The sequence below is a fragment of the Paraglaciecola sp. T6c genome, assembly GCF_000014225.1.
GTDB lineage: Bacteria > Pseudomonadota > Gammaproteobacteria > Enterobacterales > Alteromonadaceae > Paraglaciecola > Paraglaciecola atlantica_A.
In genome coordinates this window covers 4311170-4328923 of sequence record NC_008228.1, presented here as the reverse complement: position 1 = coordinate 4328923, position 17754 = coordinate 4311170, and the positions used below count along the sequence as shown (strand labels likewise).

General features: G+C 42.2%; 15 protein-coding genes and 1 pseudogene. 9 read left to right on the top strand and 7 right to left on the bottom strand.

All coding sequences use genetic code 11. The features are described from left to right. Nucleotides 1–100 precede the first annotated feature (100 nt). Both PATL_RS18425 and PATL_RS22835 read left to right on the top strand, forming a co-directional pair. Complete coding sequence (locus PATL_RS18425; protein ID WP_011576321.1) at nt 101–1174, top strand: XrtA/PEP-CTERM system-associated ATPase; 1074 nt, start codon at nt 101–103, stop codon at nt 1172–1174. A gap of 233 nt (nt 1175–1407) precedes the next feature. Further along, nucleotides 1408–1578 carry a hypothetical protein gene (locus PATL_RS22835; RefSeq protein ID WP_198136251.1) on the top strand — a complete coding sequence of 57 codons (171 nt, stop codon included), beginning with the start codon at nt 1408–1410 and terminating at the stop codon, nt 1576–1578. Nucleotides 1579–1869: 291 nt separating this feature from the next. On the opposite strand, the gene PATL_RS18420 is transcribed toward PATL_RS22835, so the two are convergent. Continuing rightward, complete coding sequence (locus tag PATL_RS18420) at nt 1870–2721, bottom strand: LysR family transcriptional regulator (protein WP_011576320.1); 852 nt, start codon at nt 2719–2721, stop codon at nt 1870–1872. 141 nt (nt 2722–2862) lie between these two features. Here PATL_RS18420 and gcvT point away from each other — a divergent pair, with 141 nt between their 5' ends. The 3 genes from gcvT to gcvP all read left to right on the top strand — a co-directional run bounded on the left by gcvT (nt 2863) and on the right by gcvP (nt 7518). After that, nucleotides 2863–3942 (top strand): glycine cleavage system aminomethyltransferase GcvT, encoded by a 1080-nt coding sequence (gene gcvT, locus PATL_RS18415; RefSeq protein ID WP_011576319.1) that lies wholly within the window; start codon nt 2863–2865, stop codon nt 3940–3942. 72 nt (nt 3943–4014) lie between these two features. Next, nucleotides 4015–4404, top strand: a complete 390-nt coding sequence (gcvH, locus tag PATL_RS18410) for a glycine cleavage system protein GcvH (protein ID WP_011576318.1) — start codon at nt 4015–4017, stop codon at nt 4402–4404. 204 nt (nt 4405–4608) lie between these two features. Then, complete coding sequence (gcvP, locus tag PATL_RS18405; RefSeq protein WP_011576317.1) at nt 4609–7518, top strand: aminomethyl-transferring glycine dehydrogenase; 2910 nt, start codon at nt 4609–4611, stop codon at nt 7516–7518. Nucleotides 7519–8033: 515 nt separating this feature from the next. On the opposite strand, the gene PATL_RS22740 is transcribed toward gcvP, so the two are convergent. From PATL_RS22740 to PATL_RS22980, 4 genes and pseudogenes are all read right to left on the bottom strand, one after another. After that, nucleotides 8034–8174 carry a hypothetical protein gene (locus PATL_RS22740; RefSeq protein WP_157043428.1) on the bottom strand — a complete coding sequence of 47 codons (141 nt, stop codon included), beginning with the start codon at nt 8172–8174 and terminating at the stop codon, nt 8034–8036. 10 nt (nt 8175–8184) lie between these two features. Beyond that, complete coding sequence (locus tag PATL_RS18400; RefSeq protein ID WP_011576316.1) at nt 8185–10371, bottom strand: hypothetical protein; 2187 nt, start codon at nt 10369–10371, stop codon at nt 8185–8187. Nucleotides 10372–10777: 406 nt separating this feature from the next. Next, nucleotides 10778–11023, bottom strand: a complete 246-nt coding sequence (locus PATL_RS18395) for a DUF4235 domain-containing protein (RefSeq protein WP_041714064.1) — start codon at nt 11021–11023, stop codon at nt 10778–10780. Between the two features lie 543 nt (nt 11024–11566). Beyond that, nucleotides 11567–11757: pseudogene (locus PATL_RS22980) on the bottom strand (transposase); the annotation flags it as partial. A 129-nt stretch (nt 11758–11886) separates the two neighbouring features. Between PATL_RS22980 and PATL_RS18390 the strand changes: the two are divergent. The 4 genes from PATL_RS18390 to PATL_RS18380 all read left to right on the top strand — a co-directional run bounded on the left by PATL_RS18390 (nt 11887) and on the right by PATL_RS18380 (nt 14741). Next, complete coding sequence (locus tag PATL_RS18390) at nt 11887–12297, top strand: hypothetical protein (protein ID WP_041714061.1); 411 nt, start codon at nt 11887–11889, stop codon at nt 12295–12297. Continuing rightward, a complete protein-coding gene (locus tag PATL_RS18385; RefSeq protein WP_011576314.1) occupies nt 12266–13570 on the top strand; it encodes a hypothetical protein in 1305 nt (434 codons plus the stop codon). The genes PATL_RS18390 and PATL_RS18385 overlap by 32 nt, the downstream gene beginning before the upstream one ends. After that, complete coding sequence (locus tag PATL_RS22735) at nt 13567–13740, top strand: hypothetical protein (protein ID WP_157043427.1); 174 nt, start codon at nt 13567–13569, stop codon at nt 13738–13740. The genes PATL_RS18385 and PATL_RS22735 overlap by 4 nt, the downstream gene beginning before the upstream one ends. 254 nt (nt 13741–13994) lie before the next feature. After that, nucleotides 13995–14741, top strand: a complete 747-nt coding sequence (locus tag PATL_RS18380) for a hypothetical protein (protein ID WP_011576313.1) — start codon at nt 13995–13997, stop codon at nt 14739–14741. A gap of 51 nt (nt 14742–14792) precedes the next feature. On the opposite strand, the gene PATL_RS18375 is transcribed toward PATL_RS18380, so the two are convergent. Next, a complete protein-coding gene (locus PATL_RS18375; RefSeq protein WP_011576312.1) occupies nt 14793–15587 on the bottom strand; it encodes a TIGR03915 family putative DNA repair protein in 795 nt (264 codons plus the stop codon). Between the two features lie 16 nt (nt 15588–15603). Continuing rightward, nucleotides 15604–16845: a putative DNA modification/repair radical SAM protein gene (locus PATL_RS18370; RefSeq protein ID WP_011576311.1), complete on the bottom strand. Its 1242-nt coding sequence runs from the start codon at nt 16843–16845 to the stop codon at nt 15604–15606. Nucleotides 16846–17754: the final 909 nt, after the last annotated feature.

Here is a 17754-nt window from a genome sequence, read left to right as displayed (position 1 = left end):
CTAAGCCTTTATCTGTATAGGCGTTGCTAAGTCTTACCCTGATAGCTTAAGCTTAGATGATATTTGCTAGTGCGATTTGCCCAACGGACCCAGCGCTTTTATGTACGAAAATTATTACGGATTAAATTCAAAGCCTTTTCAGCTCACGCCTGACCCTAGCTTCTTTTTTGCTAGTAAATGGCATAAGCGAGCTATGTCATATCTACAGTACGGTTTGTCACAAGCTGAAGGGTTTATCGTTATCACAGGCGACATTGGCACAGGTAAAACCACTATTGCCAATAGCTTACTGGATGCCATGGAGGCCGGCATCGTGGCAGCGCAAATTGTGACGCCCAAATTGACCCCTGACGAACTAGTGAAAATGGTCGCCAGTAAGTTCGAAATTCCCGTAAAAGGCAGCACTAAATCCGACATTTTAGGGGACTTAGAACTCTTCCTTACTCAGTTGCACCAACAAGGAAAACGCGCCTTATTGCTGGTGGACGAAGCGCAAAACTTGCCCTTAGAAACCATCGAAGAATTACGCATGTTGTCGAATTATCAAAAGAACGGTAAGCCGCTGCTGCAAAGTTTCTTATTAGGCCAAGAAGAATTACAACCCATATTGCGCGCGCCGAATATGGAACAGTTTCGTCAGCGTATTGTGGCCTCTTGTCATTTATCCCCGTTAACAGAAGACGAGTGCCAAGCCTATATAGAGTATCGATTGCATCACGCTGGCTATAGCGGCAAAACGTTATTCTCAAGCGATGCCTACAGCAAAATATTTGTGTTCACCCGTGGGGTGCCTCGTAAAATTAATACCCTGATGGACCGCATCCTACTGTATGGATTCCTTGAAGAGCTCGAAACGTTTGACGAAGATGCCGTAGAAGCGGTAGTGAAAGAAGTCGCCGATGAAATGTTTCTACCAGAGAACAAGGTGCCAGAAGAACAAGCCCCAGAGCAGGCGCCAAGTGATGGCCAGCCCGCTGCGGCACCATCAACATCCGCCTCAGGCGAAACCAGACCTGATGTGTTAAAAGATGTGACGTATTACAAGACCATGCTCACTGAATTAACTGATGCATTAGATGACGCCATTAGTCACAAGATCAAATTGACCCGTTACATAGATAAACTGCTAAAAAAGAAATACAGAACTTATGTGCGTTTAAAGTCTGACGATTAATGGCAACTCCGTCTCGTACGGTAAATGCCAGCTAAAACAGCCATTGCTTAGTCCGTTTTAGAACTATTCATCATGTTAAGTTGTTAATATTTCGTAAAAAAAGATGAAATTGAACTAAAAGGGTATTATATTATCCAATATACATAGATTGATATATTTTCGGTTTGACGGTTTATTTTTTTACCATAACGCCGATAAATATATTATGAGCAGATAATGCAGAGGATAATAGAATGAAGCACGGTATGTACGATAGAAAGTCAGAGCATGACGAATCGGGTGTATATCAGGCATTAAAAGATCGCCGTAAAGCTTATTACCACGGAAAATATAACCGCGAGGTTTTTTCAGTCGTGTTATTAGTCGCCTGTGTTGGTATGTTTTTATTGCGCTCTGGGGCGTAAACGTTTTTATATCATCCTAAACGTTTCGCCTCTGGTTTTAACCGGCTGACTTAAAGCTCGGTAGCTCTCCTTTTTAGATAATCTCTTTTACACAAGGCCTTCTTTTTAACGCGCATTTGCCATTTAACGAGCACTTGCCATCAATAATTCCATTTTCTTCAGCTACTAGGTCAGGCTCTTTGCCAATATAACCTCCATACGCTTCGTTGCTCGTTCATGCATTTAACTTCTTTTAAACCTAAACCTAGACCTAACCCCAAACTTGGCTTCTAGCCACAGTATTTTCCCTGATTACATTTCGCCTAAACGCGACTTTATAAACTCAGCCAATTTATCGCTTGCTTGCCAGTAGCGTTGTGCTTGATTGAACAGCGCAATACGAATTTTGCCTAAGTCGGGTAGCATTTCATGGCGAATAATATTCAACTCTTTCGGCACACTACTTCGCGCCAGTGCGGTTATGCCCAAACCTTGGTTTATCGCAGCGGTAATACCGGCTAAATCTGCGTTAGTGTAGGTAATACGCCACTGAGTAGTTTGCTGTTTTAGCGCTTGAATAACGCGACTTCGATACATGCAGCCATCAGGCGCGAGCACCAAACTCAAGGTGTTATTGGTAAAGTTTTGGTTTCGATTGCCAACCCACACCAAGTCATCATCCAGCAGTAATTCGCCATCAACCGTTTGGTTATGAGGCAACAATGCCATGATCAAATCAAAGTCTTGGCGCTGATTTTCACTGAGTAACGACTTGCTTAACGCTGAAGTCACCTCTAACGACACATCTGGGTATAATTTACTGAATTCACCCACAATGCTGGGAAGTAGTGTGGTCGCAAACTCGCTTGGTATCCCCAAACGCAGTCGTCCGCGAATCGATGCGGGTTCAAATTGGCGGAATATTTCATCGTTAATCGCCAACATGTTCTTCGCTTGATGGTACAAATTCAGCCCGTCATGATTCACTTCGTGGCGCTGCCCCGCTTTACTGAACAAGCGTTTATTAAGCTGTGATTCCAAACGCTTTATTTGCAGACTAATGGCGGGTTGCGAGCGCCCAAGGTACTCACCGGCTTTGGCGTAACCGCCTAAATCAATCACGGTCACAAAAGTGCGTAAGTTATCCAACGAAAGTTGTTTCATTATTCACCACATAGATTAGCTAACCTGATGAAACTAATTGTATAGATAAGGAATGTTAATGTAAGCATTAATATTTTCAATTTGTTGTGACCAAATCAGCTACCTATACTGGCAATCACGTTAATCAAAAAGATAAGTCACATGCCAAATAAAACGGTTTTGCACAGTAAGCACTTGGAATCAGGCGCTAAGATGGTTGATTTTCACGGCTGGGAAATGCCGATCAACTACGGCTCACAAATAGAAGAGCATCACGCTGTGCGCCGCACTGCCGGTATGTTTGACGTATCTCACATGACCATTGTTGATGTGGTTGGCGAGCAAGCTCAAGACTACCTTCGTCACTTATTAGCTAACGACGTAGCGAAATTGAAAGAGCGTGGCAAGGCCCTTTACAGCGGCATGCTTAACGAAGAAGGCGGCGTGGTAGATGACCTGATTGTGTATCACTTTGAAACCACCAACTACCGCTTAGTCGTTAACTCAGCCACGCGCCAAAAAGACATGGATTGGTTGAACGCGCAAGCAGAAGGCTTTGACGTCACTATTACCGAACGCCCAGAGTTCGCCATGATCGCCGTACAAGGCCCCCAAGCCAAAGAGAAAGCCGCAACCTTGTTTTCATCAGCTCAAAATGAAGCCGTAGCAGGCATGAAGCCGTTTTTTGGTGTGCAAGCTGAAGATTTGTTCATTGCGACCACAGGTTACACAGGCGAAGCAGGTTACGAAATAATGGTGCCTAACGAGCAAGCCGCTGACTTTTGGCAAAAGCTATTAGATGCAGGCGTTGCTCCTTGTGGTTTAGGCGCGCGCGATACCCTGCGCTTAGAAGCAGGCATGAACCTTTATGGCCAAGATATGGATGAAACCATTTCACCCCTTGCAGCCAACATGGGCTGGACCATCACATGGGAGCCAGCAGAGCGTAACTTTGTCGGCCGTAAAGCCTTAGAAGCACAAAAAGCAGCCGGTACCGACAAACTAGTGGGCTTAGTGCTCACTGAAAAAGGCGTACTTCGTCACGGCCAAGCCGTACAAGTGGAAGGCGGCGAAGGCATTATCACCTCAGGTACGTTCTCACCCACATTAGGGCACAGTATTGCCATGGCGCGTGTACCTGCTTCAGTAGGTGATACCGCACAGGTGGAAATGCGCAAAAAGTGGGTTACAGTAAATGTGGTTAAACCCAGCTTTGTGCGAAATGGCAAAAGCGTTTTATAAGAAATCAACTGGTGCGGCAGTACTTTGTTGCTGCCGAGCTTGAGCTAACGACTTCAATATTTAGGAACAACTATGAGCAATATCCCTTCAGATCTACGTTATGCCACTACTCACGAATGGGTTCGCCCTGAAGGCGACGGTACGTTTACTGTCGGTATCAGCGAGCATGCCCAAGAGCTTTTGGGCGATATGGTATTTGTTGAATTACCTGACGTTGGCGCGACCGTCAGTGCGGGCGACGACATCGCGGTTGCGGAATCAGTGAAAGCGGCATCAGACGTTTACGCGCCAATTGGCGGTGAAATTGTTGGCGTAAATGAAGACCTAGAAGACAGCCCAGAGCTAGTTAACTCTGACCCATACGGCGACGGTTGGTTGTTCCGCATCAAAGCAGACGATGCAGACGAAGTTGAAGGCCTGCTTGACGCTGAAGGTTACGAAAACAGCATCGAAGAAGAATAAGTATTCGTTAATACAAAGAGCAACCTAGTGTTGCTCTTTGTTGTTTTAACGATGGTTGTTTTTCATGTTTCTAAGCAGAGTTAGTGCCTTGCCAACGGCAACATAGGCTAACACTGCCCCTTGTATCACCAAATATATTACTTAAATCAAAGTTGTTTGCTTTGATTTAGGCCACTCACGTTTTAAGGAATCGGTAAGCCAGTTATGCCACATGCTAATTTTTCCCTTTCGCAGTTAGAGCAAACGCAAGATTTTATTCGCCGCCATATTGGCCCAAGTGAAGCTGAAATGGCTGACATGTTGGAATGTGTTGGTGCCGACTCGTTGAACGATTTAATGCAGCAAACCGTACCTGAAGGTATTCGTTTGCCAGAAAGCCTAAACGTGGGTGAAAGCCAAACTGAGGCACAAGCCTTGGCCTATTTGAAAACCGTGGCCAGCAAGAACCAAGTAAACCGTTCTTACATTGGTATGGGTTACAGCGATACCCTAACCCCGAACGTTATTTTACGTAACGTGCTAGAAAACCCAGGTTGGTACACAGCGTACACGCCCTATCAGCCGGAAATCGCCCAAGGGCGTTTGCAAGCGCTGCTTAACTTTCAGCAAGTGACCATTGATTTAACTGGAATGGAGCTTGCCTCTGCTTCATTGCTAGATGAAGCTACCGCTGCAGCTGAGGCCATGGGCCTTGCTAAACGCGTATCGAAAAACAAAAAATCAAACCTGTTCTTTGTGGCCGACGATGTACACCCGCAAACCTTTGATGTGATTCAAACCCGTGCGGATATGTTCGGTTTTGACGTCGTTGTGGGCAAAGCGGCAGATGCAGCCAGCCATGATGTATTCGGTGCCTTGTTACAATACCCAGGCACCACAGGGGCAGTAAATGATTTAACCGACATCATCGCCCAAGTTCAGGCAAACAAAGGCATAGTCGCGGTATCGGCTGATATCATGAGCTTGGTACTACTTAAAGCGCCAAGTGAAATGGGTGCAGACGTGGTGTTAGGCTCTGCTCAACGTTTTGGCGTACCTATGGGCTACGGCGGGCCACACGCTGCGTTTTTCGCCACGCGAGATGCCTACAAGCGCTCTTTACCTGGGCGTATTATTGGTGTGTCAAAAGACACGCGTGGTCGCCCAGCCTTGCGGATGGCACTGCAAACGCGTGAGCAACATATCCGCCGTGAAAAGGCCAACTCAAACATTTGTACTGCTCAGGTGTTACTGGCCAACATGGCATCGTTCTACGCTGTGTACCACGGCCCAGATGGTTTAAAAACCATTGCGTCACGTATTCACCGCTTTGCGGACATTCTTGCCGCTGGTATTACTCAACATGCCGACAAAGGCGTGAGTCTGGCCAATAGCACGTGGTTCGACACCATTACCGTGAATGTTGGCGACAAAAAAGACGCGATCGTGGCTGCAGCTCATGCCGCGCAAATGAATTTACGCACCGATTTAGACGGCGCTGTGGGTATCAGCCTTGATGAGACCACCACCCGGGATGACCTACAAAACCTGTTCAACGTGTTGTTAGGCGACGATCATGGTTTAGACATTAACCAACTTGATCAGCAAATTGTGGCGAAAGGCAGTCAGTCCATTCCGACTGATTTAGTGCGCACCAGCGACATTTTGACCCACGAAGTGTTCAACAGCTACCAGTCAGAAACTGAAATGCTGCGTTATATCAAATCACTAGAAGACAAAGATTTAGCGCTTAATCACTCGATGATAAGCTTAGGTTCGTGCACCATGAAACTGAATGCCACCGCTGAAATGATCCCAGTGACGTGGCCTGAGTTTGGTAAATTGCACCCGTTCGCGCCTATCGAACAAGCACAAGGCTACAGCCAAATGCTCAGCGAATTAAGCGAATGGTTGCTAGATATCACAGGTTACGATGCGCTTTCAATGCAGCCCAACTCAGGTGCACAGGGCGAATACGCTGGTCTTATCGCTATTCAGCGTTACCACGAAAGCCGCAACGAAGGGCATCGTAATATTTGCCTTATCCCAAGCTCTGCACACGGCACTAACCCAGCGTCAGCGCAAATGGTCAGCCTGAAAGTGGTGGTGGTGAACTGTGATAAAAACGGCAACGTCGATTTAGCCGATTTACGCAAGAAAGCCGCAGAAGTGGCAGACAACCTGTCTTGCGCCATGATCACCTACCCATCTACCCATGGTGTGTACGAAGAAACCATCAAAGAAATGTGCGACATAGTGCACGAATTTGGTGGTCAGGTGTATCTTGACGGTGCCAACATGAACGCACAGGTAGGCATTACCTCACCTGGCTACATTGGCTCTGATGTATCGCACTTAAACTTGCACAAAACCTTCTGCATTCCACACGGTGGCGGCGGCCCAGGTATGGGGCCAATCGGTGTTAAATCCCATTTAGCCCCGTTTTTGCCAAACCATAAAGTGATCGACACAGGCAACACCAGTGCCGGCAATGGCGCAGTATCTGCAGCGCCTTGGGGCAGTGCATCCATTTTGCCCATCAGCTACATGTACATCAAAATGATGGGCAGTGCAGGGCTTAAAAAGGCTACCGAAGTAGCAATTTTAAACGCTAACTACATCGCCAATAAGCTAGACGGCCACTACAACGTCTTGTATCGCGGGCGAAATGGCCGCGTAGCACACGAATGTATTATCGACTTGCGCCCTATTAAAGAAGCATCAGGCGTCACCGAAGTCGACATCGCCAAGCGCTTAAACGATTACGGCTTCCACGCACCGACCATGAGCTTCCCAGTAGCGGGTACACTGATGATCGAACCAACGGAATCAGAAGCCAAAGTCGAGCTAGACCGCTTCATCGAAGCCATGGTATGCATTCGCGCAGAAGCGGCAAAAGTAGAATCAGGTGAGTGGAGCGCAACAGACAACCCATTATACAACGCACCGCACACCCTAGATGATATTTGCGACGCCAACTGGGATCGCAGTTACGATCGTCACACAGCGGCATACCCGGTCGCCAGCGTAGCGAAAAACAAATTCTGGCCTTCGGTTAACCGCATCGATGATGTGTTCGGGGATCGCAATTTGATTTGTTCTTGCCCGAGTATTGAGAGTTATATAGAAGAGTAGGGGCGCTACGCTTAAAAGCATGCGCTTCGCTTACCGCCATCCATGGCTTTTTTCTCCCAGCATCCATGCTGGGAGACCTACTCTTCTTCTACAGCTAAGAAAAGTAGGCAAAAGAAGCCGCGCTCCAGCCAATTTTCAATTCATATTTATAATAGACTTCAATGCCAGAGCGGCGAAAGGTAACATCCATGTAAAGCGGTTCGCCTTGCCCTGACGTCCATGTCAGAGCATCTGGCAAGTCTATCTAAAATCTGGAAAATTGGAGTCGCGGTACATCAAAAGCATGGCTTTGCCATACAAGAAGGTGTTTCTTTTTCTTAAGTTAAGATTTTCAGGATTTCGTAGAAGAGTTAAACAGGCTCTTATGACAAGTTTAGGGTCAGTATTTTAAAATGACTCTGACCCCTTTTATTCTTTTATTCTGCTTCGATCAACTGCTTGTAACTCATGGTGATACTCTTTTTGTTTGGCGACTTAAGAATACCACCAACAGGCAGTTGTTCGTCTATCCCCAATTAACCATGAGTGGTGCACTTATTATCTGAATTCGGGAATACATCAGGGGATATCTGTTTTGATAGGTCAATGTTGGCATCGATCATAGCAAGGCTTTTAGATTCAGCTGATTGCTTGCTTATCTGTTCCATTTTTTTCATGTTTATTGCTTTATTTGGTATCTGATAATCGTTTGATATCTGCATACAGCTTGTAAAGCCTATGAGCAGACATATCTAAAATGGGTTCGTACATGAATGAGTTAAGATGAATATTCTCAGGCGTCATTAGGTTTACCTGATCAAGTAACGCCTGAATTGTTAACTCGCTTGAAAATAAATCACAATACCTATTGAATAGCTTTCTAGTTTGATCTTTGGTGATACCCAAAACGAAAACACTATCGTTTATTTGGCTGATCATAAATTCTTCAGCTTTTAGGCGAATAGAGATGGCTAATATCACCTTATTTTCTAACTCTATAGCATCGGTATTACCTTGCAGTAACTCTTCGCTTTTAGCATAAATCATGTCTTTTAATATATTTTCTTGATTTGGTAATACTAAGCCTTGTTGGTCTGCAAAGATGGCTTTATAGATATTTTCAAGATCGGATACCTTAATATCGGTAGTATCCAGTTTTATGTGTAATAGAGAGGTTAACTTTGTGTAGTGCGCCTGATGACCGCAGTATTCAGCTATATTTCGTGCAAATGGAATACTTGCTAATAAATATCCAACATTACCTGTTAGCTCTTGTTTCCAAGCGGCAAAAACATCATTTTGATATCTTTCTTGGGAAATGTCAGTTGTATCAACACAACGCGTTGCCATTAATCTATTTTTGCGTTTAACGCCCACTCTGCTACTGATTATTCGGTGAAAATCAAAATTGTGAGTCAGTGAAAATAAGTGAAAGATATCTATTCCAGCAATGTCTTGTAAATATTCGACAATAGCGTATTTGTTTTTATAATCGAATGAATCTGCAATATCGTCAATGACGATAATCGTTGGCATTGCTTGCTGCTTTTTAACCTCGACCTCAAATAGCACATTCAGAATGTATAATGCGCGTTTTTCACCTTGGCTAAGCGCTTCAATTAAGCTTTCTTGGTTGACTATTTCAGGAGCGCTACGTCCATCATTAAATTCAAACTGAATTGTTGGAGCCTGGTTATTTAAAATAACGTCATCTTGATTGTTTACGCTTAGTTTAAATGGCACGGTAAAACGTTCGTTAAACGTATTAACTACAGCTGCCCAGGTTGTTTGTTCGGCTTTAGCTTGTTGAATAATACCTTCAACCACAGCTTGGTTATTTTGGTAGGTTGTGACTAAGTCATCCCATAAACTTTGATGCGCTTGTAGGTAGCTTTTAATAACCGTTTTTTTAAATTGAGGGATATCTTGATAGTCAGCGAGCAACGCTGGGTTTTCAGTAATAAAATCTCTAAAAGCAGCAGTATCTTTTGTTTTTAACTTATCGTCTATTTTTGCAAATTGTTGTTTTAGGTCATCGCTATTGAGTACTTTCTCTTGTTCAGCTTGTAATATTGCATTTAGTTGTTCTAAATCTTCAGCCAATTGAGGCTTACCATCTACTGATATATTGACACTATGTTTCGCCTTAAAAAAGTCCGCCTCGCCAAGGTTTTTGGAAACTATACCGGCTTTTTGATGATTGAAGCTTTTTGTTAACACTGTTGATTGGTCAATTAATTTATCGTAAGTATCAACGTAATCTGATAACTCTTTGGCAAAGTCACCTTCAGCGATTACCGCTAATACCTTATCGTTAAATAGGTCTGCAAACTTATAAGCGGTATAGTAACTGTAGTCCGGCACTGTTTCTTGCTGTAACTCTGCTAGTAACTCTAAGAATGTCTTTTCAGGCTTCCCAAAAGTTTCACAAATTAATTTAGGAAAAGCATTGATAGCAACGCCTTTTTTACCTGCTGGCTTCGCTATTGCTTTAACTAGCGCTGTGCGCTTTTGGTCAACTTCTTTTAACGCTGTATCGTATTGTTGCTTTAGCGTATCGTTTACTAACAGTGTTGAAACTTGCTTAGAGCTATAACTTTCATTGTATGACTCTATCACCATGATTTGCTCAGGAGTGATAGCCACATTATCAATAGTGATATTTCTTTTAGTCACACGCTTAGGAAAGATCAAATCTTTGGTTTCTTTTCCGTTGATCACATCGATAAAGGTTTTAGCAAGTGATGTTTTTAGCGTGCCGTTTGGCGCATAGAGTGAATTAACACCAACGTTACTTACTGATTTTGTGAAATCAAATTCTCTATTTAACTGATTTATTCCATAGCAATTTTCTAAAGCTAATTTAAGTTTCATTGGCTTCCTTGTTATCAGCGTTTAAAGCTGTTCCTTAAGTTTTAATTTATTTTCTCTCTTGCTTGAATATTAAACTTAACCTTATTGTTCATAAAAATATACAAGCACCCATCACTAAAATTATCTACTGATTTTCTCCTTCTGCAAGATGGAGCTTCCTACACGAGGAGTTGACCTTCTTAAGGTCAGGCCGATCGAGGATTTTCACTGGAATGTTGAGCGTTGAGGAAGGAAAGGGCGTTTAGGGTTAATTTTTAGGCCAGAGGCTGAACCACAAGATATGTAGGGAATGTGTTTTTACAAGACACAAATCGAGAGTGGTTCAGCCCTGAAAATTGACGATTTTTATCACGGGTTTCTCTAAACCGTCCTTCTGATATTTTTAAACGCTATCAATTTTAAAGCGTTATTTTGACTGGCGTTTGTCGATTACATATTGAACGGCCATTCTAGCAAGACCAGCACCAATGCCTGACACTACTGCCCACGTTACAGCCTCTTTAAGGTCAGTGTTTTCACTTCCCTTGTCTTTCGGGGCGGGTTCGTTAGTTACCTTTTCCCACGATTTTTGTAGCGTTTTTCTTGCTAGAATGCCTGCCGATGCGGCGGCAAGTCCAATACCTACGTTCGTGATAAATTGTTTGTTGCTCATAATGTACCCCTTCAGATTGTGAGTTAATATTTGTTGCAAACCATAGACCTACTTTGTCAATTTCTTACGTTATTGTTTGAGTTGCGGTCGTAATACAGCTTGTAGGCTGATCGCAACGAAAATAGGATCGTTTTTTTGCGCCATAACAATCGCTGGAGCAAAAATTCGCTAACTATCTTACGGGTAATATTGTAAATATTGCTGCAGTAAAGGGCTCTATTCTCTTGATGACCGGTTAATCTCTTTATGTGATTCACTTTCTTTGCTCCTGTGAAAGTATTTGGCGCATAACCATAAAGTCAGGTAGCCGTTTCTAACGTTGAACTTGGCCATTTTTATTCAATGCAGCTACGAGTGTTTTGTCGTTTATTGGCTCCTGCAACGGCCGCGATAAATCATTGGAGTTGACCTTCTTAAGGTCAGGCCGTTTGAGGATTTTTATTGGAATCTTGATCGCTGAGGAAGGGAACGGCATGTAAGATCAGCCTTTAGGCAAGGGGCTAGGCTACAATATATGCATGATATGTAATGTTGGGAGTTGATTTAAGCACGCTTTAACAGAACTTTTGCTTTCGTCATTCCTCGCAGCCGTTGATGATGGGTGTGGCGCTTGAACGCATTCATCATTTGCTCAGCACCTGATGCATAGCAAAAGGTTTTTCGAACTCAGTAGTTAAGATTAACCATTGAGCAGAATCTAATCCTACTCTTTGTAGAATAGACCTTCGACTATTTCTTTTTGTCCTGCTGATTGGTTAGCGGGTACTCTGGCTTTACCAGCAAATTAATGAAGCTTGACATTTTTAAATTAGTAGTTCATTTTTTAAACAGGTAAGTTGTTGTTTGAAATATGGATTGTTTATATGCACTATTTAACCCTGCGTAATTTGCAACAATCTTTCTATATTCCCTTTTTTATTCTTGCCTTTTTTCTAGTAAATGGTTGTTCGGTTACCCATTTTGACAATGACACACAGACACTTCATGTAATTGGGTTTACTCACGTAAAAATGCGTGTTCCTAGAGAAAATGAAGGTAAAGCAGTACTCCATCAAGTTAACTCTTATGGTATTGCAGCGGGAAGTTTGCGTGAAGGTAGTCATTTAACGATAGGGTACAGTGAAAATACTTTGTTGGACATATCAGGTGATCAATTGTTGTGTTTCGAATGGCCAACAGGAAGTTTGATTGACGTGAAGGTCGATAACTCTAATCCCTTTATGCTAAATGGAGTTTGCAAAAATGAATCCGAGGAAAGGAATACTAACAACTAGTTTCGCAATATTTGTATTGTCTGGATGCGTCGGTATAGACTCAACAGCCTTTTATACTAAAAGCAATGTAGGTCTTGAAGTTACTAGTACCCCACCAACAGTAGCCCTAGATATTTCTAGAAATGAAGGGGTAATCACACCGCAATTTGAAGGTGGGAAAACACTCCCGGCACTCGCTAGTTTTAAGACTGAAAGTGATGGACTTTTTTCTGGTGATATAAGTTCAACATTTGCAACAGGTAATGCAGCTGTAACAATGGCTCGCCTTTATAATTCTGCTACAGAAGGCGAACCATTTAAATCCAAGCTGGAATTAAATAGAGCACCTCATAAATCAAAAACTGACAAGAGTAACCCGCTACAAACTAATGAAATAAGGCCTGTTTTTTTTGCAACTAAAACAAGTCTCGGATTGAATCTCTCTTGGTCTGCAATGACGGCTTCCGTTCCAGATAGCTTCACTCTTGGCTTTAACAGAAAAGAACTAGCGGTTTTACCTATTTCGCATTCTGAAGAATCAAATAAACACTACGTCGATCAAACGTCCTTATTGGCTACGTTGGACTTTGTTTACGACAATTTGAATGTTCCACCGGGTAGTAGTGAAAGTAATAAAAGTAAGCGGAAATACTTACAATATTTTGCGACAGGTGATTCTGCTAGTTATTTAGCGACACACCCTGAAGTTAGAATCGCAATGATTAATAGGTTGGACCCAGAGGCTAATGTTAGTCTTACTTCAGGAGCATTGACGATACTTCCTGCGTTAAAACGCACAATTGAAGCATATGCTGATAAAGATCGATATGCATCAGATCTCCTTAGTAGGGTCAACAAAAAAACTTACAATATGTCTAGTGTTTCTGAAGTAAAAAATATTATCAGTTATGAAGATAGTGTTTCCCCAAATGACGTTCGCCAGTCAGATCTTAGTATTAAAAGTAACGACTTTGACTCTCTTTACGGCTATGTTTTTGACTTAGATAGCAATATTGGTACCACACAAAGCGCTTTAGTCAGGATGAAAAGTGCAAAGAATAATTTAGATGCAAATGGAGCACCTGCTCCAATTACTGTGAATTATTTGAAAAGTGATGGGAGTCAAATATGGTCACGTGTGCCTTCTGATGCTGATGTAAAAGTAGTTGAAGACAATCTTAGTAAACTTAAACAAGAATATACTAAGCATTACCAAATATTAGCCCAAGACAAAGATGTAAAAGTGTTATTTAAATATGTAATTAGTAAATTTTCTCATGGAGGCTCATCATGAATCTGACGAAATTAAGAGACAATGAATTAACCACTAACACTGCTACTGAAAAAAATAAACGAATGATTGAGTTACTTGAAGGAAGATGGAACACCGAGAACTTGATGAAAATCGAATTTGAAGAGAAAGCGGATGGAAGTAAAGGAAGGTGGATAGCACAAAGCGCATAAATTGTTAATTTATAGTGGATAAGCGTTCTTCTAAACTGCGCTGATCTATCACTAGATGAATTACAGTGTATTTATTAAAATGAATTAAGATTTTGATGGAGAAAAGAGAAAAGAACGTTGGTTTGTAGTGGTATAGCTAATTTGATTAACAAAAATTCAACCTTAAACTTTGTAAATGTAAAGTTTGGCCGACTACAATATTGCAGTTTTGGAAGTTTAATGGCCTAATTTTCTCGCAAAAGGATTAAGTTAATATGTTAAATATTAAAGAGTTAAAGGGAAGTTTTTCAAACCTTAAAAATTCAAGTTTTCTGATCGCATTTTTGATTTTAGCAATTTATATGCTTGACCGGGCTATAGGGGCGATTATTTACCCTGCGGAAAGCTCAATATTAACTAACTTGCCACAAAATGACGGAAGTCAGCTATACCTGCTCGATTTGGATTCAGTTACTAGTTACGCTACGAACTCCATCTTATTTCCAATCCTTCTCTTAATTTTCTATCGATTGGCAAAAGGTAAAAAACTGCCTTTGCTTATTGCTCCCATTGCTCTACATTACTTGTCCGTCATTATTGTAAGTACATATTTTTTAATTATAGCTGCTGAGGAAACTTCTGAGTACTTGTTAAGACTTCAGGTATATGAAACCGATGCTGGGGAGCGTTTCAGGATTAATGAACACTTCGGAGGGCTTGAAATGAGTGATGGAAAAATATTAGATTTATTGAATACTCAGGAGGGACGTTATTTTTACGTTGTATCAAATGAAGGTTATGATGCTCCTGAAGATAGCAGGGTTTATTTAAAGGAGGTGGCGGGAAAACTTTCCTTAACAGAGTATACCGTATTCTATTATTCACCTTTAATGGCGCTGTTTTTCGTGTTCCTTAGTGCTTTAGGTCTATGGTATTGCTTCCAATTAAATTTAGACGAACTTTTTGAAAGCAAGAAAGAAAAAGATGGCAGTACTAACGAAGATATAAAAGCTGAGGAATAAAACTGGAAGTACGTAACATGAATATTTCTGAGCTACTAAAAATCATCGAAATTAGCGTTTATTCCCATCGATAATCATTTTGCGAGCTCTTGCATCTGAATTTCGAATCATATCGTCAATCAGTGCTGTTTCAGGCATGTTCTTCCAGTACTTTTTGGGCATTGAGCTTAGCATCGCGCTCTTTTTGATACGGGCGGGATTAAATATATTAGTGTAATAAGTGAGCCAATATTTTTCGATACGGTCTTCATCAGGACACACACTCGGGTCGGGATTATCTTCTAACACTAGCTTTTCAGTGTCCCAATGGGCAGCCCTATAAGGCGTCAGTATCGACCAGCGCATATTTTTAAAGCGAGTTTGGAAGAAGTCGAGTTTAACCTCTAAGCTGAAATGCTCGGGTTCATACCAAGCGATAAAGTGCTCTTGTCCGTCAAGCGCAACTTCTCTAAACCTCAAAAAAGCACTCATTTTGTATGCATCACGTTTTACCGCTTTGGCTAAAGTAACAAGCTGCATTATATCTTCGTCAGTTTTTAGCTGAATAAGGTTTTTGTTCTCGAAAATAACGCGCCATAAAACCCGATAACACAGTGCGAAGCGGCTAGCATCTCGATGACACAACGCGTATTTAAAAAGCATTAATATTGACTTGGGAATGGTGTGTTTCATTTGCCCTTTAGGGGCCGCAATAACCTCTTCAGGATGGCCAAACAAGTCGTCCTGTATGGACTCTGAAGTTTGCCAAATAATGTTTTCAGGGGAGATAGCTTGCGCTAAACATTCTCTTGATGCTTTGCGCCACTCGTTATATCCGGGCACGGAAGTGATGGTAATTTTTTTCATCTTGAGGCTACGTCGTTTAGGCGCCGAAGAGCTCAAACTGTTTTGGCTGTTTGAACTGCAGCTCAAAATTATTGCTATCGAGTAAGTGAATAGCAGGTGAGTAATCATTCACAGTAATAAAAGGTTTTAGCTTTTGTAATGGCAAACGCATTTTAGTGAGATCCATCCAGTTAAGCTTTGTATAACGGCGGATCGCTACAATTTTTTGTACGGTGCGCGCACCAAGACCAGGTACTCGTAACAACATCAGTTTGTCGGCTTTATTCAAATCGATGGGGAATACATGACGATTGCGCAATGCCCACGCGAGTTTAGGATCATGGTCCATATCAAGCATGTCATCGTGCAAGATTTCATCAAGATTAAAGCCATAAAAACGCAATAGCCAATCAGCCTGATAAAGACGGTGCTCGCGGATCAAAGGCGCTGGCTTGAGCGGTAAAACCTCAGACGCATCAGGTATTGGCGAGAACGCAGAGTAATAAACGCGGCGTAGCTTTTGTTGGCTATAAAGTTTAACACTTGTTCCCAAAATGACTTTATCGTTTGAGCCATCGGCCCCTATGATCATTTGAGTAGACTGTCCGCCAGGGGCAAAGCGAGGTGGACGTTTGCCGGTATGCGTTTTATCTACTTTATGCTCGGCTATTTTGTCTTTCAGAGTATTCATCGAGCTATGAATAGCGCCGAGGTCTTTTTCTGGCGCGTATTTATTTAATGAAGGCTGGGTCGGCATTTCTACATTAATGCTAAGCCTGTCGGCATATAAACCCGCTTCAGCCTGTAGTTCAGGCGAGGCATTGGGAATTGTTTTAAGGTGTATATACCCCTTGAACCCGTGATCGATACGTAACGACTTTGCAATACGCACCATGCTTTCCATTGTAAGGTCAGGGGAACCGACGATACCTGAGCTAAGAAACAAGCCCTCGATATAGTTGCGCTTATAAAAATTCAGTGTCAAATCTACCGTTTCTTTCACAGTGAAACGAGCACGTTGAACACTACTTGATACTCTATTGATACAATAGTGACAATCGTAAATACAGTAGTTCGTCATTAGTATCTTTAGTAATGAGACACAGCGGCCATCAGGGGTAAAACTGTGGCATATTCCTGTACCGCCAGTAAGCGAACCAATGCCCGTTTTATCAGTTTTCCCAGCCTTGCGTTTACCTGCCGTACCGCTTGCACATGATGCATCGTACTTAGCTGCATCTGAGAGGATCTCGAGTTTTTGAATCAGTTTGTCATGCATCGCAGATTATTACTTTCTCTTAGCAAATACACAAAAGCGGTCGATTCTGTCAGAAATGATGAAACAACACGTGTGTATCCGTTATTTGGTTTTTAAATTATCTTAGGGTTTATATCATGTATAAATATACAGTACAATTTGCATTCTAAATTAAAAGGATTATTAGTAAAAAGGGGCAGAATGCTTTTTAATAGGCGAGACGGTTGCCGCAAAAAGTACTCAGACCCTATCACTGCTTACCCCATCACAGCCCTTAACCTAAAGGGCCTGTTATACACATTCTTTTTCACCACCTTTGCAACGAAACGCACTTTCAACAAACTTATAAATAGATCCGTATTTAAAATTTCGTAATAGCTCGGACCGACTTCAAGGTGGATATTCCGACAACAAGAATTTAAGTACTTTAAATCAGGCCGGTTGCGGGTTTTGACAAGAATATTGAACGCTGAGAAGGAAGCGGCGCGCTAAGTCAGTTGTTAGGCAAGCGTCTAGGTTTAGGTAGGTATGAAATGTGTTCGTTAGGGGAGCTTCAAGCGCATTTTAATAGCGACGTTATCCCTTTTTGGCTATCGCTCTGCTAGTTTCAAAGATAGGGTAGGGCGCAGTGTCACCTATCGAGTTTACAGTGTTTCATTTAGGCTCGTGTTTATAACGTTGATTGGACAAGTTTTATATTGGTGTTGCTGACGCCGTGTTGTTTTGAAAGCGTTAGCTAGGCCTATCTTAAATTTTCTCTCATGCTTTGAGCTGGTTTTCTCTTGGCTTTATTTGGGAGTCAAAATGGCATTCCAGCGTAATACATGGGGGCGGCACGATATGCCTTTATCAAGTCGTATTGGGCAGGGCTGATGACAGCCCTATTCAAGATTTTTAGTCGTTTTAACAGGCGAGTTAATAAAAAGTAGT

Excerpts from the sequence above, each read along its gene's own strand:
- PATL_RS18425 (WP_011576321.1), top strand. The coding sequence starts at position 101 with ATGTACGAAAATTATTACGGATTAAATTCAAAGCCTTTTCAGCTCACG.
- PATL_RS22835 (WP_198136251.1), top strand. The coding sequence starts at position 1,408 with ATGAAGCACGGTATGTACGATAGAAAGTCAGAGCATGACGAATCGGGT.
- gcvP (WP_011576317.1), top strand. The coding sequence starts at position 4,609 with ATGCCACATGCTAATTTTTCCCTTTCGCAGTTAGAGCAAACGCAAGAT.
- PATL_RS18370 (WP_011576311.1), bottom strand. The coding sequence starts at position 16,845 with ATGCATGACAAACTGATTCAAAAACTCGAGATCCTCTCAGATGCAGCT.
- gcvT (WP_011576319.1), top strand. The coding sequence starts at position 2,863 with ATGCCAAATAAAACGGTTTTGCACAGTAAGCACTTGGAATCAGGCGCT.
- PATL_RS22735 (WP_157043427.1), top strand. The coding sequence starts at position 13,567 with ATGAATCTGACGAAATTAAGAGACAATGAATTAACCACTAACACTGCT.
- PATL_RS18400 (WP_011576316.1), bottom strand. The coding sequence starts at position 10,371 with ATGAAACTTAAATTAGCTTTAGAAAATTGCTATGGAATAAATCAGTTA.
- PATL_RS18390 (WP_041714061.1), top strand. The coding sequence starts at position 11,887 with ATGCACTATTTAACCCTGCGTAATTTGCAACAATCTTTCTATATTCCC.
- PATL_RS18420 (WP_011576320.1), bottom strand. The coding sequence starts at position 2,721 with ATGAAACAACTTTCGTTGGATAACTTACGCACTTTTGTGACCGTGATT.
- PATL_RS18375 (WP_011576312.1), bottom strand. The coding sequence starts at position 15,587 with ATGAAAAAAATTACCATCACTTCCGTGCCCGGATATAACGAGTGGCGC.
- PATL_RS18385 (WP_011576314.1), top strand. The coding sequence starts at position 12,266 with ATGAATCCGAGGAAAGGAATACTAACAACTAGTTTCGCAATATTTGTA.
- gcvH (WP_011576318.1), top strand. The coding sequence starts at position 4,015 with ATGAGCAATATCCCTTCAGATCTACGTTATGCCACTACTCACGAATGG.
- PATL_RS22740 (WP_157043428.1), bottom strand. The coding sequence starts at position 8,174 with ATGAAAAAAATGGAACAGATAAGCAAGCAATCAGCTGAATCTAAAAGC.
- PATL_RS18395 (WP_041714064.1), bottom strand. The coding sequence starts at position 11,023 with ATGAGCAACAAACAATTTATCACGAACGTAGGTATTGGACTTGCCGCC.
- PATL_RS18380 (WP_011576313.1), top strand. The coding sequence starts at position 13,995 with ATGTTAAATATTAAAGAGTTAAAGGGAAGTTTTTCAAACCTTAAAAAT.